The organism is Pseudomonas sp. PDM32, assembly GCF_019219225.1.
GTDB classification, from domain to species: Bacteria; Pseudomonadota; Gammaproteobacteria; order Pseudomonadales; family Pseudomonadaceae; genus Aquipseudomonas; species Aquipseudomonas laurylsulfatiphila.
This window is the reverse complement of record NZ_JAHUWE010000017.1, coordinates 62,197-81,947: the sequence shown is the minus strand read 5'-3', so window position 1 is coordinate 81,947 and position 19,751 is coordinate 62,197. Positions and strand designations below refer to the sequence as shown.

Genomic DNA, 19,751 nt, shown 5'->3' with positions numbered 1-19,751 from the left:
GGCGCCCGAGGGCGCCAAATTCACCTGAACCGAGGGAGCCAGGTGAGGCCGTTCTACTTGCAGGAGAGGCAGCGGTGGTAAGGCGCTGCGTGAACGGAAAGTGTTGAACACCCACCTGCCCAATGTGGGAGCGGGCTTGCTCGCGAATGCGATGTGCCAGTCAACATTGATGTTGAATGTGATGGCCTCTTCGCGAGCAAGCCCGCTCCCACAGTTGATGATGGGGTCCTGGATTACTGGCCGAGTTTCACCTTGGTCCAGCCACGGGTCATGATTCGCTGGATGGCGATCGGCTGGTCCGGTACGGCATAGAGCGTGGCCATCACCGCTTCCGACGGGTAGGAACCCGGATCGTTGCGGATCGCTTCATCGACCAGTGGCGTGGCCGCCGCGTTGGCGTTGCTGTAGCCGATGTTGTTGGTGATGTCGGCGATCACGTCGGGGCGCATCAGGAAGTTCATGAACAGGTAGGCGTTCTCGACGTTGGCGGCATCGCGCGGGATCGCGAGCATGTCGTAGAAACTGGCGGCGCCTTCTTTCGGGATGCTGTAGTCGATCTTCACCTTGTCCCCGGCTTCCTGGGCGCGGGCCTTGGCCTGCAGCACGTCGCCGGAGTAACCGACGGCCACGCAGATGTTGCCGTTGGCCAGGTCCGAGATGTATTTCGACGAATGGAAGTACGCCACGTTCGGGCGAATCTTCATGAACAGCGCCTCGGCTTGGGCGATGTGCTGTTTGTCCTGATCGTTCACCGGGTAGCCCAGGTAGTGCAGGGCGGTCGGGATCATTTCGGTCGGCGAGTCGAGGAAGCTGATGCCGCAGGCCTTGAGCTTCTCGGCGTTTTCCGGTTTGAACAGCAGGTCCCAGGAGTTGGTCGGGGCGTTGGCGCCGAGCACTTCCTTGACCTTGGCCGGGTTGAAACCGATGCCGATCGAGCCCCACATGTACGGGATGGCGTGAGCGTTGTCGGGATCGCTCGCGGAGGCGTTTTTCAGCAGCACCGCATTGAGGTTGTTCCAGTTCGGCAGCTTCGACTTGTCCAGCGTCTGGTAGACGCCGGCCTTGATCTGCTTGGCCAGGAAGCTGTTGGACGGCACGACGATGTCGTAGCCGGATTTGCCCGCCAGCAGGCGCGCCTCGAGGGTTTCGTTGCTGTCGAACACATCGTAGGTCACCTGGATGCCGGTCTCGTCTTCGAACTTCTTGACGGTGTCCGGGCCAATGTAATCCGACCAGTTGTAGACGCGCAGAACCTTGTCATTGGCCTGGGCGCCAGTGGCGATCGCGCCCAATAAGGACAGTGTCAGCAGAGTCCTGCCAAACATTTTCATCGGTACAACTCCATTTCTTTTTTATTCAAGTACGCAAAGCAAAACAGTGAATCTGTGGCGAGGGCGCTTTTGTGGCGAGGGGGCTTGCCCCCGTTCGGCTGCGCAGCAGTCGTAAAACCAGCGAGTGCGGTGAAACTGAAACACCGCGGTTTCCGGTTTTGGGGCCGCTTCGCGACCCAACGGGGGCAAGCCCCCTCGCCACAAAAGCCCCCTCGCCACAGTTAATTCAGCAGCGGCTTAAGCCGTTGCTCCTGCCATCTGCTTCTTCGGTTGTTGCCAGGATTCGCTGGCGGTCTGGTCCATGGCTTCCTGGATCGCGCGTTTGCGGGAAGCTTCGGCGCGGCGGCTGAAGTACCAGACCATGAAGGTCACGATCGACACGGCCAACAGGATCAGGCTGGCCACGGCGTTGATCTCGGGCTTGACCCCCAGACGTACCGCCGAGAACACTTCCATCGGCAGGGTCGTGGAACCCGGGCCGGAGACGAAGCTCGCCAGCACCAGGTCATCCAGCGACAGGGCGAACGACATCATGCCGCCGGCCGCCAGTGACGGCGCGATCATCGGGATGGTGATCAGGAAAAACACCTTGAACGGTTTCGCGCCCAGGTCCATGGCCGCTTCCTCGATGGACAGGTCCAGCTCGCGAAGGCGGGCCGAGACTACCACCGCCACATAAGCGGCACAAAACGTGGTGTGGGCGATCCAGATGGTGACGATGCCGCGTTCCATCGGCCAGCCGATCAACTGCGCCATGGCCACGAACAGCAGCAACAGCGACAGACCGGTGATCACCTCAGGCATCACCAGCGGCGCGGTGACCAGGCCACCGAACAGGGTGCGCCCCTTGAAACGGGTGACGCGGGTCAGCACGAACGCTGCCAGGGTACCCAGCGCCACCGCCGCGATGGCGGTGTAGCAGGCGATTTCCAGCGAGCGCACCACCGAGCCCATCAGTTGCGAGTTGTCGAGCAGGCCGGCGTACCACTTGAACGACCAGCCACCCCACACCGTCACCAGCTTCGAGGCGTTGAACGAGTAGATCACCAGGATCAGCATCGGCAGGTAGATAAACGACAGGCCGAAAATCAGCATGAACTTTGAAAATCCGAAGCGTTTCATCCCCGTGCCTCCATCTCTTTGGCCTGACTGCGGTTGAACAGCAGAATCGGCACAATCAGGATCAACAGCATCACCACCGCCAGGGCAGACGCCACCGGCCAGTCGCGGTTGTTGAAGAACTCTTGCCACAACACACGGCCGATCATCAGGGTTTCCGGACCGCCCAGCAGTTCCGGAATCACGAACTCACCGACCACCGGAATGAACACCAGCATGCAGCCGGCGATGATGCCGTTCTTGGCCAGCGGCACGGTGATTTTCCAGAAGCTGTTGAAGGTGCTCGAACCCAGGTCCGACGCGGCTTCCAGCAGGCTCTGGTCGTGCTTGACCAGGTTGGCGTACAGCGGCAGCACCATGAACGGCAGGTATGCATACACCACGCCGATGTAAACAGCCATGTTGGTATTGAGGATCTCGATCGGCTGCGACGTCAGCCCGGTCCACATCAGGAACCCGTTGAGCAGGCCGTTGTTGCTGAGGATGCCCATCCACGCATACACGCGGATCAGGATCGCGGTCCAGGTCGGCATCATGATCAGCAGCATCAGCACGTTCTGCGCTTCCTTGCTGGCCTTGGTGATGGCGTAGGCCATCGGGAAACCGATCACCAGGCACATCAGGGTGCTGAACAGCGCGACCTTCAACGAACCGAGATAAGCCGAGAGGTACAGCTCGTCCTGGCCCAGCAAGGTGTAGTTGCCGATGTTGAGCAACAGCTGGAATTTCTGCTCGGCGTAGGTGTAGATCTCCGAGTAGGGCGGAATGGCCAGGGCTGCTTCCGAGAAGCTGATCTTCATCACCAGGAAGAACGGCAGCATGAAGAACAGAAACAGCCAGATGAATGGAATCCCGATGACGAACTTGCGCCCGCTGGGGACCAGTCTCAGAAATTGCTGATTGAAGGTTTTCATGCGCGCAGTACCACGCCGCTGTCGTCTTCCCACCACACGTAGACCTGATCGTCCCAGGTCGGACGTGCACCACGGCGTTCGGCGTTGGCCATGAACGACTGGACGATCTTGCCGCCAGGCAGCTCGACGTAGAACACCGAGTGGCCACCGAGGTAGGCAATGTCATGTACCTTGCCGCTGGACCAGTTGTAGCGGTTGTCCGGCTTGACGGTGCTGACCAGCAGTTTTTCCGGGCGAATCGCGTAGGTGATCGACTTGTCCTGCACCGAGGTGCTGACGCCGTGACCGACGTAGATTTTTTGCTCCAGGTCCGGGCTGTGGATGATCGCGTGACCTTCCAGGTCTTCTACCACTGTGCCTTCGAAAGCGTTCACGTTGCCGATGAATTCGCAGACCATGCGGCTGACCGGTGCTTCATAGATGTCGACCGGGCTGCCGATCTGGGCGATCCAGCCCAGGTGCATGATCGCGATGCGCTGGGCCATGGTCATGGCCTCTTCCTGGTCGTGGGTCACCATCACGCAGGTCACGCCGACGCGCTCGATGATTTCCACCAGCTCCAGCTGCATTTGCGAGCGCAGCTTTTTATCCAGGGCGCCCATCGGTTCGTCGAGCAGCAGCAGCTTCGGACGCTTGGCCAGGGAACGGGCCAGGGCCACGCGCTGACGCTGGCCGCCGGACAGTTGGTGCGGCTTGCGCTTGGCGTACTGGGTCATGTGCACCAGGCGCAGCATCTCCTGCACCCGGGCTTCGATCTCGGCCGCTGGCAAACGGTCCTGCTTGAGGCCGAAGGCGATGTTCTGCGCCACCGTCATGTGCGGGAACAAGGCGTAGGACTGGAACATCATGTTGATCGGTCGTTCGTACGGCGGCATGTCGGTGATGTCGACACCGTCGAGCAGAATCCGGCCTTCGGTCGGGCGCTCGAAACCGGCGAGCATGCGCAGCAGGGTCGATTTGCCGGAGCCGGAACCACCGAGCAGGGCGAAGATTTCACCCTGGTGGATTTCCAGGGACACATCGTCCACTGCGGTGGTTTCGTCGAATTTCTTGGTGACGCGATCGACTTTCACCAGGACCTTCTTCGGTGCCTGGTGACCTTCAATAGCCTTCCTGTAAATGCTGGAGGCGTTTGCCATGTGAAACTCCCAACAGGTTTCAGTCGCCAGGCCAACACGGCCCGGCTTAATAGTGGATTGCAAACCCGAGCCTTGTGGTGTCGGTCAAATTCGAACGCTGTCCCTGTAGGAGCTGCCGAAGGCTGCGATCTTTTGACTTTGCTCTTCAAAATCAAGATCAAGAGATCGCAGCCTTCGGCAGCTCCTACAGGGTGTTGCGTTTGATTCACCGACACCGGCCGGGTTTATTCGGCGCCGCCATCCTGGCTGCCTGGTCGTACTTGTTGTTATTGCAGTGTGTTGTTATCGCGAACGGGACGCGCAAAAGCGCCCGCCCGCTCGCGTTGGGCAGTCAATCGTTGAATGTGGGTGCCGGGTCGTCAGCGCGAGTGACGCAGCGCCGCCCGTTGCCGGCAGGCTTCGCCGAACGCCTGGAAAATACTCAAGTAGGGCGGGTTGTTCAGGACCTGCCATTCCGGGTGCCATTGCACGCCGAGGGCGAAGGCCTTGCTGTGCTCGACCGAGATCGCTTCGATCAGGCCATCGGGTGCGACGGCTTCGGCGCGCAGGCCGGGCGCGAGGCGGTCGATGCCCTGGCTGTGGATCGAGTTGACCTGGAACACCGGTGGCAGGTCCAGGGCTTCGAACACACCACCGGGCTGCACATTCACCGCATGGGCGGGAGCGTATTGCACGGCCAGTTCCGGGTGGTTGGCCTCGCGGTGGTCGAGGAAACCGGGAAGTTCATGGACTTTCTGATGCAGGCTGCCACCGAACGCCACGTTCATTTCCTGGAAGCCGCGGCAGATGCCGAGCACCGGAACGCCGGCAGCGATGGCTGCGCGGATCAGTGGCAGGGTGGTGCGGTCCCGTTGCGGATCGTGTTCCGTGCCGGGGGCGCTGTCGGGGCCTTGATAGTGGAAAGGTTCCACGTTCGACGGCGAGCCGGTCAGCAACAGACCGTCGAGCTGCGGCAGCAGGTCATCGATTTCGGTCAGGTCGCCTAAGGAAGGAATAACGACAGGCAGCCCCAGCGCCGCAACGCTGACAGCACGCAAGTACTTGTCGCCGCTGATGTGGTAGGGGTGCAGGCCAATCTGTTTGACGCATGCAGTAACGCCGATCAATGGCTTGAATGCCATTTTTATCACCTCGAAGTTTCACACTTGAACGAGCTTTTCCGGAGCTTAGCCTTGTTGAATTTAATTAACAACTCTCATGTAAAAAATTCTAAACGCCGCACGTCCGATCTTCAGGATTTACGCGTGTTTGAGGGCGTATCTGGCACTCTCGTCCTTCTGAGAGGCCCGAAAATAAACGTTGAAAGGCCAGGTGTTCGCTATTGACTTCACTTTGCCTTTCGGATTGACTGGGCTCGTGAAAGGGCGGTGAACATAATAATTAACAGTAAAAAATAGGTGCATCATGTCGGTCCCTCTGCGTACCGTTCAACTCAACGAAGCAAACGCATTCCTTAAGAAATATCCTGAGGTTTTGTACGTCGACCTTCTGATTGCGGATATGAACGGTGTGGTGCGCGGCAAGCGCATCGAGCGCACCAGTCTTCATAAGGTTTACGAGAAAGGCATCAACCTGCCGGCGTCTCTGTTTGCTCTGGACATCAATGGCTCCACGGTGGAAAGCACCGGCCTGGGTCTGGACATCGGCGACTCCGACCGGATCTGTTACCCCATCCCGGGCACCCTGAGCATCGAACCCTGGCAGAAGCGCCCGACTGCGCAACTGCTGATGACCATGCACGAACTCGAAGGCGAGCCCTTCTTCGCCGACCCGCGTGAAGTGCTGGCCAATGTCGTGCGCAAGTTCGACGACTTGGGCCTGACCATCTGCGCCGCGTTCGAACTGGAGTTCTACCTGATCGACCAGGACAACGTGAACGGTCGTCCGCAATCGCCGCGTTCGCCGGTATCCGGCAAGCGTCCGATGTCGACCCAGGTGTACCTGATCGACGACCTCGACGAATACGTCGACTGCCTGCAAGACATCCTCGAAGGCGCTAAAGAGCAGGGCATCCCGGCTGACGCCATCGTCAAGGAAAGCGCCCCGGCGCAGTTCGAAGTCAACCTGCATCACGTGGCTGACCCGATCAAGGCCTGCGACTACGCAGTCCTGCTCAAGCGTCTGGTGAAGAACATCGCCTACGACCACGAGATGGACACCACCTTCATGGCCAAGCCGTATCCGGGCCAGGCGGGCAACGGTCTGCACGTGCATATTTCGATTCTCGACAAAGAAGGCAACAACATCTTTGCCAGCGAGGATCCCGAGCAGAACGCCGCGCTGCGACACGCGATCGGCGGTGTGCTCGAGACCCTGCCGGCGCAGATGGCGTTCCTCTGCCCGAACGTCAACTCGTACCGTCGTTTCGGCGCGCAGTTCTATGTGCCGAACTCGCCGAGCTGGGGCATCGACAACCGCACCGTGGCCGTGCGCGTACCGACCGGCTCGAAGGACGCCGTGCGCATCGAACACCGCGTGGCCGGTGCCGACGCCAACCCGTACCTGCTGATGGCTTCGGTATTGGCCGGCGTACACCACGGCCTGACCAACCAGATCGAGCCGGGCGCCCCGGTGGAAGGCAACAGCTACGAGCAGAACGAGCAAAGCCTGCCGAACAACCTGCGCGATGCCCTGCGCGAGCTGGATGACAGCGAAGTCATGGCGCGCTACATCGACCCGATGTACATCGACGTGTTTGTGGCGTGCAAGGAAAGCGAGCTGGCCGAGTTCGAGAACTCCATCTCCGACCTTGAGTACAACTGGTACTTGCATACCGTCTGACAAGCAGCCACCCGCACGGGTGGCTAACCCTGTAGGAGCTGCCGAAGGCTGCGATCTTTTGATCTTGACCTTCGGCGGTTTCATGGACGGCAAAAAACCAGGATCAAAAGATCGCAGCCTTCGGCAGCTCCTACAGGGCGCCAGGCTGGCGGTCACCTAATTCCCCTGCGTCGAGTCACAACCATGACAAACACTCGCAGCGATTGGGAGCAACGCTTCCAGTCCCTCTCCATTGAAGGTCGCGCCTTCATTGACGGCCAATACTGCGCGGCCGCCAGTGGCGCCACGTTCGAATGCTTAAGCCCCGTGGACGGCCGTTTCCTGGTGAACGTCGCCAGCACCGACGAAGCCGACGCCAATGCGGCAGTCGCCGTGGCGCGCCGTACCTTCGAATCCGGTGTGTGGGCCAGCCTGGCCCCGGCCGAGCGCAAGCGCATCCTGATCCGTTTCGCCGACCTGATCCTGGCGAACCAGGAAGAACTGGCCCTGCTCGAAACCCTCGACATGGGCAAGCCGATCAGCGACTCCATGAGCATCGACATTCCGGCGACCGCCAACGCGATCCGCTGGACCGCCGAAGCCATCGACAAGATCTACGACGAAGTCGCCGCCACGCCCCACGATCAACTGGGCCTGGTGACGCGCGAAGCGTCCGGCGTGGTCGCGGCCATCGTGCCGTGGAACTTCCCGCTGATCATGGCCAGCTGGAAATTCGCCCCGGCCCTGGCGATGGGCAACTCGTTCATCCTCAAGCCTTCGGAAAAGTCGCCGCTGACCGCGATCCGCATCGCGCAGCTGGCACTCGATGCCGGCATCCCGAAAGGCGTGTTCAACGTCCTGCCGGGTTACGGCCACACCGTGGGCAAGGCGCTGGCCTTGCACATGGATGTCGACGTGCTGGCCTTCACCGGCTCCACGGCGATTGCCAAGCAGCTGATGATCTACGCCGGGCAAAGCAACATGAAACGCGTCTGGGCCGAAGCTGGAGGCAAGAGCGCGAACGTGGTGTTCGCCGATGCACCGGATCTGCGCGCGGCAGCGCAGGCTGCGGCCAGCGCCATCGCCTTCAACCAGGGCGAAGTCTGCACCGCCGGTTCGCGGCTGCTGGTGGAACGTTCGATTCGCGAGCAGTTCATGCCATTGCTGGTGGAAGCCTTGCAAGCCTGGAAGCCGGGCCACGCGCTCGATCCTGCGACCACCGTTGGTGCGGTCGTCGACCAGCGTCAACTGGACAACGTGCTGCGCTATATCGGCATCGGCAAGGAGCAGGGCGCCGAACTGATCGCCGGCGGCAGCCGCACCCTAGAAGACACCGGTGGCCAGTACGTTCAGCCGACGATTTTCGACGGCGTGACCAACGCCATGACCATCGCCCGGGAAGAAATCTTCGGCCCGGTGCTGTCGGTCATCACCTTCGACACCGCCGAAGAAGCGCTGGCGATTGCCAACGACAGCATCTTCGGCCTGGCCGCCGGCGTCTGGACCCGCAACCTGAGCAAGGCCCACACCTTCGCCCGTGGCTTGCGTGCCGGCAGCGTCTGGGTGAACCAGTACGACGGCGGCGACATGACCGCGCCGTTCGGCGGGTACAAGCAGTCGGGTAACGGTCGGGACAAATCGCTGCACGCGTTCGACAAGTACACCGAACTCAAAGCGACCTGGATCAAGCTCTAACAACAATAAAGCGGCGGTCGCCGGCAACCTGCGGCGGCCATCGGAGAAACTTATGAAACACAGCTCTAGCAATCAACAGCATGTAAACAGCTACTACGCCGCCACCCGCAACTTCACCGGTGATTTCCCGGTGCTGGAAGGGGCGGTGGACTGTGACGTCTGCGTGATCGGCGCCGGCTACACCGGCCTGTCCTCGGCGCTGTTCCTCGCCGAAGCGGGCTACAGCGTGACCGTGCTCGAAGCGGCCAAAGTCGGCTTCGGCGCCAGCGGTCGCAACGGCGGCCAACTGGTCAACTCCTACAGCCGCGACGTCGATGTCATCGAAGAGCGCTACGGCGACAAGACCGCCGAAGTGCTCGGCAGCATGATTTTCGAAGGCGCCGACATCATTCGTCAGCGCATACAGCACTACGACATCCAGTGCGATTACCGTCCCGGCGGCATCTTCGCGGCGATGAACAAGAAGCAACTCAAGGGCCTGGCCGAGCAGAAAAAAAGCTGGGAGCGCTACGGCAACAAGAACCTGACACTGCTCGGCGAAGCCGACATCAAGCGCGAAGTGGGTTCCGATGCCTACGTCGGCGGCCTGCTGGACATGCAGGGCGGTCACATTCACCCGCTGAACCTGGCCCTCGGCGAAGCCTCGGCGATCATCGGCCTGGGCGGCAAGATCTACGAGCAATCGGCGGCGGTGGAAATCACCTACGGCGAGCCGATCACCGTGCGCACTGCCAAAGGCGTGGTGAAGGCCAAGTACCTGCTGATCGCCGGTAACGCCTACCTGCCGCAGGGTCTGGACAACCGCGTGACCAGCAAGAGCATGCCGTGCGGTTCGCAGATCGTCGTCACCGAGCCGTTGTCGGAAAAGCAGGCCCGCAGCCTGATCAAGAACAACTACTGCGTCGAAGACTGCAACTACCTGCTCGACTACTACCGCCTGACGGCGGACAACCGCCTGCTGTACGGCGGTGGCGTAGTCTACGGTGCGCGTGAACCGAACGACATCGAGCAACTGATCCGCCCGAAAATCCTCAAGACCTTCCCGCAATTGAAGGACGTGAAGATCGACTACCGCTGGACCGGCAACTTCCTGCTGACCATGTCGCGCATGCCGCAATTCGGCCGTATCGAGAAAAACGCCTACTACATGCAGGGCTACAGCGGCCACGGCGTCACCTGCTCGCACCTGGCCGGCAAACTGATCTCGGAAATGATCCGTGGCGACGCCGAGCGTTTCGATGCGTTTGCCTCCTTGCCGCACATGCCGATGATCGGCGGGCGCACCTTCTCGGCACCGTTGACCGCCATGGGCGCCGTGTACTACTCGCTGCGCGACCGTTTCGGCATCTAAGTTTTACCTCGCCGGCGGCGTCTCCCCAAAGGGTGCCGCCGGTTTTTTATCCGAAACACCGCTACCCCCCTGTGGGAGCGAGCCTGCTCGCGAAGAGGCCATATCAGCCAAAACAGATGTCGCCTGACACACCGCTTTCGCGAGCAGGCTCGCTCCCACAGATCGTTTTTTTCTGCCGTTTATCGAACCTGCTGAGCATTATGAACAAACGTGATTTAATAGCCGCCTTTCACGTTTCCGGGACCGGAAAACGGCGTGATCCGCGCCTGTACTCCACCCCTCCATTATCCCTGTAGGAGCGAGCTTGCTCGCGAAAGCGCCAGTTCAATCAACATCAATGTTGAGGCTAAAATCGCAATCGCGAGCAAGCTCGCTCCTACGGGTTGGCACATAAGGCTGTCATGGACACGGGCTCACGACTCAAATTAGTACGCGAAAGCTACAAACTGTCCCAGCGCGAGCTGGCCCGGCGTAGCGGCGTCACCAATGCAACCATCTCCCTGATCGAACAGAATCGGGTCAGTCCTTCCGTCAGCTCCCTGAAGAAACTGCTGGAGGGCATCCCCATGTCCCTGGCCGACTTCTTCACCTTCGATCAGCCACCCCGCGAACACCAGTACGTCTTCCGCGCCAACGAACAGCCTGACCTCGGCCGCCACGGCCTGCGCCTGCTGCTGATCGGCGCGTCCGTGCCAAGCCGGCAGATGCGCCTGCTGCGCGAGCAATACGCACCGGGCGCAAGCTCCGGCGAAGAGCCAATCGTGCATTCCGAAGGCGAGGAGTGCGGGTTGGTGACACGAGGCACCGTGGAGTTGACCGTGGATGGCCAGGTGAGTGTGCTGAATGCCGGGGATGGCTATTACTTCCCGACCACCTTGCCGCACCGGTTTCGCAATATCGGGGCGGATGAGGCGGAAATCATCAGCGCCAACACACCGGCGAACTTCTGATAAGCGCTTTTCGGGCAGGGTTCATCAGCAACCGCCCTTTAAAACCCGCATTTGATGCGGGTTTTTTTATCATTCGAATCGGGTTACAGCCAGGCATCTTGAAGTGCGACGCTGGTCATTTGCGCTGCTCAAGACGAAACACTGCACCCTTTGCGGGTGATCTCGATTTGTTGGTAGTCGGCGCGCGTTTCTTTCTGCAGGGTGGCCAGCAGAGTCAAAGCGGCTTGCGGATCATTGAGTGGTAATGTCTTGAGTACCTCGACATCAACCTCCCACCACTTGCTGTTGATCAGCGCCTCAATCAACTCGGGTGTGTGCCGATACTTGACGACTTTTGCCGGGGTGCCGGCAACAATGGCGTACGGCGGCACGTCATGGGCAACCAGGGCGCGGGTGGCGATGACAGCGCCGGTGCCTATGGTCACGCCTTCCAGGATCATCGCGCTATGGCCGACCCAGACGTCATGCCCAATCGTGATGTCCGCAACCTCCGGGTCGTAAACCAGCGCAGTGTCGGTATATTGAAAGGGATGTGAACTGAGCCAGTCCAACGGATGCGAGCTCTTTTGTTGGCCGATAAAACAGCTGCTGCCAATGGAGCAAAACCTGCCAATGGAGGAGACCGCCGAAAGGACGCAGTCACTGCGGATATAGGTATGCGCACCGATTTCCAGCTTTTTTGACTCTATGACCACATGCCCAAGGGCCACGCCTTCTTCAATGGTCAGTGTCGATCTTTTGTGCAGTGACAATACACCGCCCGCCACTTTGCATTTGTGTTTGCGAATCCATCCTTTCCAGTAACTATTTCGCAAATAACTGATTATTTTTTTCATGAAAAGCTGTCTTGGATATCCGTTATAGGGCTTGGCCTGGCCACATGAGCCAACAGTCGAGTCTAAATGAATCGGCCGGGGAGATGGATTTTTTAGACGTTTTTCAATAATCGCTTTTGTGCATCTCAGTCTGCTGATGGGGCTGTAGCCAACTGAACTGTGGCCATTGAAAACCCGCAGAAATGCGGGTTTTTTGCGCTTGAAAAATGTCACTGCTTCTTCGGCACCTCAAACCCACGCTGCTCAATCACCCCAAACACATCCCGCACGTTCTGCAGCAGAATCCGCGAAATGTTGGTCACGGTGTTGATGTCGTTTTCGGCGTAGTCGGGGAGGCTGGTGCAGGCCATGAGATTGAGAAATTGCAGTACGGCGTTGAGGCGTTCGACTGCGCAGTTGTGGAGTTCGCGCAGGGGCGTGTCGCTGTCGAAGAGGAGTACAGGGTAGCTGGTGGCGATTTGTTTCATGGGGGTGAATCGGCGGGGGGGCGTTCATCATTTTCAAGCTCACTCAAAAATTGATGAAGCGCCACCTGATTGCTGCGAATCAATTGGGTGCCAGCTGTGTGCGGGTACACAGACCGAGGAACACAACCCAAAGCTCGGCAGACCCGTAGATCTCCCACGCACAACCGCTAATTCGCCATAATAAAAAAATGATCCGATGCCTTGACCTGCATCGGATTTTTTATGGCATGGGCTGTGGGGACGGGCGAGCTGGTTACAACCTTTGGCGCCTGCCGGAGCGGGCTCCCAAGATGGGTATTGATGTTTGTATTTGTCAGGCGTCGAACTCTAGGACTATCTGTTCTACTCTGTTAGGTCTAGCCATTGATGTCGAAATACTTTCACGAAACATTTCTCTTTCATTGATCTTGAGTTGAATGAATGATTCTGGTTTGTTTGTTATCGAGTAGTAGTATGTGCGAAATTGAAAGGCTTTTTCTCTCCCTTCGCTGGGGTGAATGGTTAAGTCGATATTAGTTAGCCAGTCAAGGTCGCTAGCAATGGTGTTTTTCATTGTTACTTTTATTTTTCCAGAAAGTCTTATGTCTATTACTGTATTGACTTTCCTGAACCTGAGATCATTGCTGCTAAAGTTATCGAAACTAAGGACCTGGAGTGTGTTTGAAATAACGTCTGTATTTAAATTGACCAGGTAGTCCGCATTGTGTGCGGCGCTTTCCCTCAGCGGCAGGCGGAATGCTCCTGCCGTCTGATAATTAATATCTTCAGGGCTGTAGGTGATGAGCAACGTTTTGTTTTCCTGGTTCATGATTGTTTCCTTCTGTTGATTTTGCTTTTAAACGTTTTATGCAACTCCGTGGGATATTTTTGGGAGTGTTATCGTTCGTTCGCGGAGAAGTTTAGTGAGGTTGTTTTACTGGGGTAACTGTAATAAATGTCAGTTTTATATATTTTTTTGTGATAGTTGGTATTGCAAATGTCAAAATGGAAGCGGCAGCAGGCAGTATGTCGTGGGGCTTAATGTTGAGACGCGATCGCTACAGATGCAGTGAGCGCATGTTCGGCTGGTTGAAAGAGAACCGCCGCATCGTTACGCGTTTCGACAAGCTTGCGAAAAGTTATGCCGCGGTGGTCTCGCTGGCCTGCGCCATGCGGTGTTTACGACATTGCTTTTCGTACAGAGCCTAGTGCTGCTTCGCAGCCCGGCGGGAGCAAGCTCCTTCGCCACGGTGAGTGAATTCCCAGGTGATTTTCGGGCGTCGGGATGAGCGGATAGCTGCTTTCGCTAAACCTTGCGCAAACGGAACTTTTTCAAAGGTTGATGTCAATTTGATAGCGTGTCGCGACGCTCAGAATCAATCAGTGCCAGGCTGTTTCCCGGTGAACCCAAGGATGTGTGTGATGAGATCAGTGCTTGCGATGTTGTTGATGTTGGGGATGGGCGGACATGCCTTTGCCAATGGATGCGGCGCCATAGACAATCAGGATCAGCGCCGCTATTGCGAAGCCAAGTCCGGCAGTGGCAGTTGCGGCGGCATCGACAACCAGGACCTGCGCAGGATGTGCGAAGCAGAAACGGGCAGCGGCAGTTGCGGGGGGATCGATAACCAGGATCAGCGTCGCTACTGTGAAGCCAAGACCGGCAGTGGTAGTTGCGGCGGCATCGACAATCAGGATCTGCGCAGAATGTGCGAGGCGGAAACAGGCAGTGGCAGTTGCGGGGGCATCGATAATCAGGATCAGCGCAGATTCTGCGAAGCCAAGACCGGCAGTGGCAGCTGCGGTGGAATCGATAACCAGGACCTGCGAAATCAGTGTGAAGCTTTGAAGCATTGAGCGTTGCGTTCGGTGACCCGATGGAACCAACGTCGTCAATGGCGTCTAAAATCAAGGGAACATTCCCGCCACGAAGGAACGACTCATGATCAAGTCTCGATCGTTGATTGCAGCAATCACCTGCCTGGCCTTGGTCAGCGGCTCAGTGACTGCACTGGCTGATCCAGGAAACGGCCAGGGCAACAACAAGGCCAGCCATGGCAACCAGGGCAACCAGGGCAGTCATGGCAACAAGAACAAGAATTCCGGCGGCGGGGATTGGAGTCATGGTCCCAGTATCAATCACAGCAGCGTGCTCGAGATCATTGGCGCCAACACGGGCTACTGGAGCCCTGGGCCTGCCTTGCCACCGGGTATTCAAAAGAACCTTGCCCGAGGCAAGCCGCTTCCACCGGGCATTGCCAAAAAGCTGGATGGCCGGCTGGTCGGCAGGTTGCCCCACTATGACGGTTACGAGTGGCAGCAAGTCGGCACGGATCTGATCCTGGTCGCGCTGGCCACCGGGCTCGTTTATGAAATTCTCAACGGTGTGTTCGATTGATGTGTGAGTGGGCTTCCAGCCGCCTGTCGTCGGGCTGGAACTGTTTGAGGGATATCGCGTCATACGTCACGCAATATCAACCACCTACGGAAGCAATCATGCTTTTCAAAAACAAGAGTCTCGTTGCTGTAATGTCATGCGCCATGATGCTTGCAGCCGCCCCTTTGCTGCCTGATGGCCTGTCGATCATGGGTTCCGCCTACGCGAAGGACGGCGGTGGCGGTGGCGGTGGCGGTGGAAACGGTGGCGGCGGCGGTGGAAACGGCGGTGGTAATGGCGGCGGAAACGGTGGCGGCCACGGCGGCGGAAACGGCGCAGGTCACGGCGGCGGCATGGGTGGCGGACACGCCGGCACAGGCCACTCCGGCAGTAACGGCCGCGGCAACGGGCTGGACAGCGACCATGCCGGCAAATCCGTGCGCGACCATGGTCTGAGCGGCAACCACTACGGTAGTGAGCGCAACGATGACAACGGTCATGGCACCACGACCTCAGGCATCGCCCACTCCAAGGATACTCGCGGCCTCTCCAAGGCCGGGGCTATCTCGGCCTCGACGCCGGGTGAGCACAACACCAAAGGCTTGAGTAAAGCCGGGCTGTCGACCTCGAAAAAAACCCATTGAGTTCACAGCAGTAGCGAGCCGTTTCAGAAAAGCCAAAAACCCGCTGAAAGGCGGGTTTTTTGCGTCCGGCATTTGATCGCCGGACATTGCGCAGCACGTTTCCCACCCGGCCTGTCATGGGTTTTCGGCACTGAAGCTGGCCGCACCCCGGGCCATGCACGGACAGAAAACGAGCCACCCGGACACATCGCGCAGTGATTTGCATTTGCAGGCGATTTGTCATGTTCAGCGTCAATGCAATGTAGATATTGGTCAGCCCAACGTGATTCCAATGAGGCTGCACTGTGTTCCAACGACTTGTGTGTTCGCTGTCTGTTTTGAGCCTGTCCATCGCTGCCGCCCAGGCGGCCGAGACTGTTCCCCTCAACACCCCACGCCTGAAGAGCATCGACAATTTCCGCGATGTCGCCGGTCTCACCACGGCATACACCACAGCCAATGACGGCACGATGCGTGGCGGGGTGTTTTACCGCTCCAATGCGCTGACGCCATCGGCAGCGGACCTGGCGACCCTCAACGGCCTGGGCATCAAGGCGGTCTACGACCTGCGCACGCCCACCGAGATCGCCGCCACGCCCGACACGATGCTCACAGGCGCGACCTACAGCAACATCGACATCATTGGCGGTTCAGCGTCTGGCGCCAACGTCACTAACATCGCGTTCCACAGCGCCGCTGAAGCCACCGCGATGATGCAGGACACCAACCGTGATTTCGTACGGAACGCGGGGATGCGCAGCGAGTTCAACCAGCTGTTCAATGAACTGGCCGCGGTCGACGGTGCCGCGCTGTTCCATTGCACTGCCGGCAAGGACCGCACGGGCTGGACCGCCGCTGTGCTGCAAAGCATCGCCGGGGTCGACGATGCCACCATCATGAGCAACTACCTGGCGACCAACGACTACACCGCCGCGCGTGTCAAGGCGACCCTGGCGGCGATGCCTCCGGGCATGGCGATCATTTACGGGCCGCTGATCGGTGTGGAAGCCAGCTACCTGCAAGCCGGGCTGGACCAGGTGACCGCGCAGTACGGCACCATGGACAACTACCTCAAGCAAGGCCTCGGCCTGTCCCAGGAAACCATTTACGTGCTGCGCGGCAAGATGGTGTTCTACAACAGCCTGCCGGGCGCGGCGGACCTGGCGGGCAACGCCGCGGCTGGCGCGCAGCTGTTGCAACAACTGCAGAACAGCAACCTGTCGGGCACCTACAGCGCCTACAACTACTACCTGCAATCGGCCATTGATGCGCGCAGCCTCGGCGGCGTCGAGTCCACCGTTGGCGGCCAGGTGCATGCCGACGCTGCCAGTTATCTGCTGCGCCAGGGCGCGATGATCGACCAGGCCGCTGCGCCCTTCACCAGCGGCACCGACCTCAAGACCGGGCAATATCGCCTGTGGAGCACTGCCCTGGCGGGGTATCTGGGCACCGACGGCTCGTCTCAGGCCTCCAGCAGCAACGAGCATAGCCAGGGCCTGATGATCGGCCTGACCCAGCGCTTTTCCGAACAGCTCAGCGCCCATGCCGGCTTCGGCTACAGCCGCGGCAATGTCGGTGGCGCCGGTGGCGAGGTCGATACCGACCTGACCTTCTTCAGCGTGGGTGCCCGCTTTGCACCGAACGGTCTGGAGCGCGGCCTGTTTGTGGATGCCGATGCCAGCGCCGGTTATCTCGATTACGAGAGCAAGCGCGAACTCGGCGGCGGCCTGGGCACGGCCAAGGGCGACAGCCATGGCAACCTCACCGGCGCGACCCTGGCCGTGGGCTACCGGGTTCCGGTGAACGGCGTGACCCTCGAGCCAAGCCTCGGTGTGCGAGTCAGCCACGTCAATCTGTCGGGCTTCCAGGAAAAAGGCAGTGAGCTGGCGCTGGACGTCGATGGCATCCACGAGACCCGCAAGAGCGCGGTGGCCAACCTCAACGCATCCTTTGCACCGGTCAACCTGGGCGCCTGGCAACTGGTGCCGGGGGTGCAAGTGGGCTACGAGCATGTGCTGGGCGACACTGAAGTCGACAGCGAAGGGCACCTGCTGGGCCTGGACATCGAGCAACAGGCCGCCTTCGACAACCGTGACCAGTTCACCGGTGGCGTCAACGTCATGGCCAACCTGGGGCCGTGGAGCGTGGGGGCAGAAATCGGCGCCAGCGGTGGCGGCGACAGCCACGGCTTCAATGGCGGGCTGAAGGCCAGCTATCTGTTCTGACGATCAGTCAAGGCAAGCTGTGGGAGCGGGCTCGCGATAGTGATTTGACCGGCAATATTGATATTGAGTCTTCCGGCCACTTCGCGAGCAAGCCCGCTCCCACAGGTTGTGTGTCGTGCCCGGATCATGTGGCAAGCACAAAACATTGTGGGAGCGGGCTTGCCCGCGAAGAGGCCATGTCAGTCGACAGGGATGTTGAATGTCACTCCACCTTCGCGAGCGCTCCCGTAACCCCTCAATGGGTCGCCATCGGCCGAATTCGCACACCCTTTCTCACGTCTGCTGGACTGATGCCGTAGGCGCTCTGGAAATACTGGCAAAACCGCCCGACGTTGCTGAAGCCGTATTGCAGAGCTACGTCTGTTACCGACGGCGCCGCCCCCTGGGACAGCGCGGCAAAGGCGCGCTCCAGGCGTACCTGGCGCTGGTAGGAAACGATCGAAGTGCCCATGAAACGCTGAAAACCTTCCTGCAAGGCGCGCAGGCTGACATGGGTCAGTTGCGCCAGCTCCGTGCCGCTGGCCAGGTGGTCGGGGTGCGCCTGGATGTACTCGACCGCCAGCTTCACATGCCGTGGCGCTATCAGTGGGGAGGGGCGCCGGAGGGCTTCGGTGAAGTTGTGCGGCCAGGTTTCCAGCACTGCATCGACCAGCATTTCGCGAAGGCGCGAAGGCATCAGCGAACCGCTGTTGATCAGCAGGTCGAACTCGCTGCCCGTGGCCAGGTCGATCAATGCCCGGATGCCCTGCAAGGCCGATGCCTGCAGATCCACCACCGGTTCGAACTGCACCTTTTGCAGAATGGGTTTGCCCAGCAACGTCGACAGGCGCTCGGTGATCAGCCGACGGCTGATCGAAATCCCGTGCTGTGCGTGGTTATCGACAAAGCGCGCCGAGCGGACCTCGGCCTTGTCGATCGCCAGGCCGATCTGCGAGAACCCTACCGACTGGGTGACATGGTTGAAGATGATCTTGCCGGCGGTAGGAATGACGAAAGTGATTTCATCCATAGGCGCGGGAAAATCCACCGTGAAGTCGCCGCGATAGTGCATGCGCCGAAAACTGACACCTTCGTGTCGGCCGTAGACCCCGCCGATGATGATGTTTTTCGGCGGTGGCGGGGAGTCGGCATACAGGTTGCCGAACAGGTTCGAGAACAACGCGCCGAAGTCGTCGCAGCTCATGTCGTTGGACCTGATGATGATTTGCTTGCGCGTCGTGCTTGCGTACACCTGAAGTGTCACCTTGAGCGGATGGGCAAAGCCCTGGTACAGGGAGCTGGCGATCGGAGATCGAGCGGATGCGGTTCGGGAAAGCGTCAGGACGTTATCAGTGAGTAATGACAGGTTTGTGACCGGTTGTGGCTGCTGGCGTCGCCGGCCCCCGGTTCCGTTCACCCGACGCCACCGCTCGCACCGGACAACCGGTGGCACGAGCGGTACCGGGGCGTGGGCTGGCCTGCACTGGCCGGGGCTATTTCACCGGCTCTGTCGCCTTGATGTCCCCGCAAAAGATATCGACGTTGCCATCGGTCGGAGCCGTTCGCACGACCACCGAATATTTGCCGTCAACCAGGGTTTGCAACGGCACGGGCGCGGTTCGGGTAAAGGACCAGCCGCGTATGGGTTGGCGTTCGGTGTTGACGGTGTCGTTCATCGCGTAGGCGACTGATCCGGGTTGCTCGCAGGTGCCGTTATTGATGAACGAGTAAAGGCGCAGGGGCAGGGTACCCCCGGTTGGAACACCGCTGATGAAGAAGCTGAGCCCGGTTTTCTTGTCCCAGTCGGTCAAGGTGACGGTGCCGATCTGACCGGCGTTTTGCCGGGTGGCGACCAGGTTGACGTTCACGCCGTGGTGCGAGGAAGTGGCGCAGCCGAAAAGGCTGGCCGCGACCATGAGTGCTGCCAGAGAGGTCTTGAGCTTCATTGCCAAACTCCTGAGTTGAAGAACTGCAATGGGGGGGAATTAGCGGGTATAGCTCATTTA

General features: G+C 59.4%; 18 protein-coding genes and 1 pseudogene. 8 read left to right on the top strand and 11 right to left on the bottom strand.

What is annotated here, in order from left to right; genetic code table 11:
* Positions 1-233: 233 nt before the first annotated feature.
* From KW846_RS27025 to KW846_RS27005, 5 genes are all read right to left on the bottom strand, one after another.
* Positions 234-1,331, bottom strand: a complete 1,098-nt coding sequence (locus KW846_RS27025) for a polyamine ABC transporter substrate-binding protein (RefSeq protein ID WP_116583060.1) — start codon at positions 1,329-1,331, stop codon at positions 234-236.
* A 237-nt stretch (positions 1,332-1,568) separates the two neighbouring features.
* Complete coding sequence (locus KW846_RS27020) at positions 1,569-2,453, bottom strand: ABC transporter permease subunit (RefSeq protein WP_218486133.1); 885 nt, start codon at positions 2,451-2,453, stop codon at positions 1,569-1,571.
* Complete coding sequence (locus tag KW846_RS27015; RefSeq protein ID WP_218486132.1) at positions 2,450-3,364, bottom strand: ABC transporter permease subunit; 915 nt, start codon at positions 3,362-3,364, stop codon at positions 2,450-2,452. Before KW846_RS27015 ends, KW846_RS27020 begins: the two co-directional genes overlap by 4 nt.
* Positions 3,361-4,503, bottom strand: a complete 1,143-nt coding sequence (gene potA / locus KW846_RS27010; RefSeq protein WP_007975257.1) for a polyamine ABC transporter ATP-binding protein — start codon at positions 4,501-4,503, stop codon at positions 3,361-3,363. The genes KW846_RS27015 and potA overlap by 4 nt, the downstream gene beginning before the upstream one ends.
* A 359-nt stretch (positions 4,504-4,862) precedes the next feature.
* A complete protein-coding gene (locus KW846_RS27005) occupies positions 4,863-5,624 on the bottom strand; it encodes a gamma-glutamyl-gamma-aminobutyrate hydrolase family protein (protein WP_218486131.1) in 762 nt (253 codons plus the stop codon).
* Between the two features lie 283 nt (positions 5,625-5,907).
* On the opposite strand from KW846_RS27005, the gene KW846_RS27000 reads away from it, so the two are divergent.
* The 4 genes from KW846_RS27000 (at position 5,908) to KW846_RS26985 (ending at position 11,259) form a co-directional block, all read left to right on the top strand.
* Positions 5,908-7,284, top strand: coding sequence for a glutamine synthetase family protein (locus tag KW846_RS27000; RefSeq protein ID WP_104447513.1), 1,377 nt, complete (start codon positions 5,908-5,910; stop codon positions 7,282-7,284).
* Between the two features lie 183 nt (positions 7,285-7,467).
* Complete coding sequence (locus KW846_RS26995) at positions 7,468-8,958, top strand: aldehyde dehydrogenase (RefSeq protein WP_218486130.1); 1,491 nt, start codon at positions 7,468-7,470, stop codon at positions 8,956-8,958.
* A gap of 52 nt (positions 8,959-9,010) precedes the next feature.
* Positions 9,011-10,309 (top strand): FAD-binding oxidoreductase, encoded by a 1,299-nt coding sequence (locus KW846_RS26990; protein ID WP_116583057.1) that lies wholly within the window; start codon positions 9,011-9,013, stop codon positions 10,307-10,309.
* Between the two features lie 401 nt (positions 10,310-10,710).
* Positions 10,711-11,259, top strand: a complete 549-nt coding sequence (locus KW846_RS26985; RefSeq protein ID WP_007975263.1) for a cupin domain-containing protein — start codon at positions 10,711-10,713, stop codon at positions 11,257-11,259.
* Positions 11,260-11,387: 128 nt separating this feature from the next.
* Here the strand turns inward: KW846_RS26985 and KW846_RS26980 are convergent, their stop codons facing one another.
* The 3 genes from KW846_RS26980 to KW846_RS26970 form a co-directional block, all read right to left on the bottom strand.
* The gene (locus KW846_RS26980; protein WP_218486129.1) at positions 11,388-12,095 is read right to left on the bottom strand and encodes a CatB-related O-acetyltransferase; all 708 of its coding nucleotides are present in this window, start codon (positions 12,093-12,095) and stop codon (positions 11,388-11,390) included.
* A gap of 209 nt (positions 12,096-12,304) precedes the next feature.
* Complete coding sequence (locus tag KW846_RS26975; RefSeq protein ID WP_218486128.1) at positions 12,305-12,562, bottom strand: fructose-bisphosphate aldolase; 258 nt, start codon at positions 12,560-12,562, stop codon at positions 12,305-12,307.
* A gap of 313 nt (positions 12,563-12,875) precedes the next feature.
* On the bottom strand, positions 12,876-13,370 hold the full coding sequence (locus KW846_RS26970) for a hypothetical protein (protein ID WP_218486127.1): 495 nt from the start codon (positions 13,368-13,370) through the stop codon (positions 12,876-12,878).
* A gap of 239 nt (positions 13,371-13,609) precedes the next feature.
* On the opposite strand from KW846_RS26970, the pseudogene KW846_RS26965 reads away from it, so the two are divergent.
* Positions 13,610-13,750: pseudogene (locus tag KW846_RS26965) on the top strand (IS5/IS1182 family transposase); the annotation flags it as partial.
* 219 nt (positions 13,751-13,969) lie between these two features.
* Here KW846_RS26965 and KW846_RS30580 read toward each other — a convergent pair.
* Positions 13,970-14,395 (bottom strand): hypothetical protein, encoded by a 426-nt coding sequence (locus KW846_RS30580; protein ID WP_218486126.1) that lies wholly within the window; start codon positions 14,393-14,395, stop codon positions 13,970-13,972.
* 88 nt (positions 14,396-14,483) lie between these two features.
* On the opposite strand from KW846_RS30580, the gene KW846_RS26955 reads away from it, so the two are divergent.
* From KW846_RS26955 to KW846_RS26945, 3 genes are all read left to right on the top strand, one after another.
* Entirely contained in the window at positions 14,484-14,939 is a 456-nt protein-coding gene (locus tag KW846_RS26955) for an anti-virulence regulator CigR family protein (RefSeq protein ID WP_007981091.1), read from the top strand.
* A gap of 98 nt (positions 14,940-15,037) precedes the next feature.
* Complete coding sequence (locus tag KW846_RS26950) at positions 15,038-15,562, top strand: hypothetical protein (protein ID WP_218486125.1); 525 nt, start codon at positions 15,038-15,040, stop codon at positions 15,560-15,562.
* Between the two features lie 284 nt (positions 15,563-15,846).
* The gene (locus KW846_RS26945) at positions 15,847-17,766 is read left to right on the top strand and encodes a tyrosine-protein phosphatase (protein WP_218486124.1); all 1,920 of its coding nucleotides are present in this window, start codon (positions 15,847-15,849) and stop codon (positions 17,764-17,766) included.
* A 235-nt stretch (positions 17,767-18,001) separates the two neighbouring features.
* On the opposite strand, the gene KW846_RS26940 is transcribed toward KW846_RS26945, so the two are convergent.
* Complete coding sequence (locus KW846_RS26940; RefSeq protein ID WP_256356879.1) at positions 18,002-18,949, bottom strand: AraC family transcriptional regulator; 948 nt, start codon at positions 18,947-18,949, stop codon at positions 18,002-18,004.
* Positions 18,950-19,238: 289 nt separating this feature from the next.
* Positions 19,239-19,691, bottom strand: coding sequence for a hypothetical protein (locus tag KW846_RS26935; RefSeq protein ID WP_007976006.1), 453 nt, complete (start codon positions 19,689-19,691; stop codon positions 19,239-19,241).
* Between the last annotated feature and the right edge of the window lie 60 nt (positions 19,692-19,751).

Excerpts from the sequence above, each read along its gene's own strand:
- KW846_RS27025 (WP_116583060.1), bottom strand. The coding sequence starts at position 1,331 with ATGAAAATGTTTGGCAGGACTCTGCTGACACTGTCCTTATTGGGCGCG.
- KW846_RS27020 (WP_218486133.1), bottom strand. The coding sequence starts at position 2,453 with ATGAAACGCTTCGGATTTTCAAAGTTCATGCTGATTTTCGGCCTGTCG.
- KW846_RS27015 (WP_218486132.1), bottom strand. The coding sequence starts at position 3,364 with ATGAAAACCTTCAATCAGCAATTTCTGAGACTGGTCCCCAGCGGGCGC.
- potA (WP_007975257.1), bottom strand. The coding sequence starts at position 4,503 with ATGGCAAACGCCTCCAGCATTTACAGGAAGGCTATTGAAGGTCACCAG.
- KW846_RS27005 (WP_218486131.1), bottom strand. The coding sequence starts at position 5,624 with ATGGCATTCAAGCCATTGATCGGCGTTACTGCATGCGTCAAACAGATT.
- KW846_RS27000 (WP_104447513.1), top strand. The coding sequence starts at position 5,908 with ATGTCGGTCCCTCTGCGTACCGTTCAACTCAACGAAGCAAACGCATTC.
- KW846_RS26995 (WP_218486130.1), top strand. The coding sequence starts at position 7,468 with ATGACAAACACTCGCAGCGATTGGGAGCAACGCTTCCAGTCCCTCTCC.
- KW846_RS26990 (WP_116583057.1), top strand. The coding sequence starts at position 9,011 with ATGAAACACAGCTCTAGCAATCAACAGCATGTAAACAGCTACTACGCC.
- KW846_RS26985 (WP_007975263.1), top strand. The coding sequence starts at position 10,711 with ATGGACACGGGCTCACGACTCAAATTAGTACGCGAAAGCTACAAACTG.
- KW846_RS26980 (WP_218486129.1), bottom strand. The coding sequence starts at position 12,095 with ATGAAAAAAATAATCAGTTATTTGCGAAATAGTTACTGGAAAGGATGG.
- KW846_RS26975 (WP_218486128.1), bottom strand. The coding sequence starts at position 12,562 with ATGAAACAAATCGCCACCAGCTACCCTGTACTCCTCTTCGACAGCGAC.
- KW846_RS26970 (WP_218486127.1), bottom strand. The coding sequence starts at position 13,370 with ATGAACCAGGAAAACAAAACGTTGCTCATCACCTACAGCCCTGAAGAT.
- KW846_RS30580 (WP_218486126.1), bottom strand. The coding sequence starts at position 14,395 with ATGCTTCAAAGCTTCACACTGATTTCGCAGGTCCTGGTTATCGATTCC.
- KW846_RS26955 (WP_007981091.1), top strand. The coding sequence starts at position 14,484 with ATGATCAAGTCTCGATCGTTGATTGCAGCAATCACCTGCCTGGCCTTG.
- KW846_RS26950 (WP_218486125.1), top strand. The coding sequence starts at position 15,038 with ATGCTTTTCAAAAACAAGAGTCTCGTTGCTGTAATGTCATGCGCCATG.
- KW846_RS26940 (WP_256356879.1), bottom strand. The coding sequence starts at position 18,949 with ATGAGCTGCGACGACTTCGGCGCGTTGTTCTCGAACCTGTTCGGCAAC.
- KW846_RS26935 (WP_007976006.1), bottom strand. The coding sequence starts at position 19,691 with ATGAAGCTCAAGACCTCTCTGGCAGCACTCATGGTCGCGGCCAGCCTT.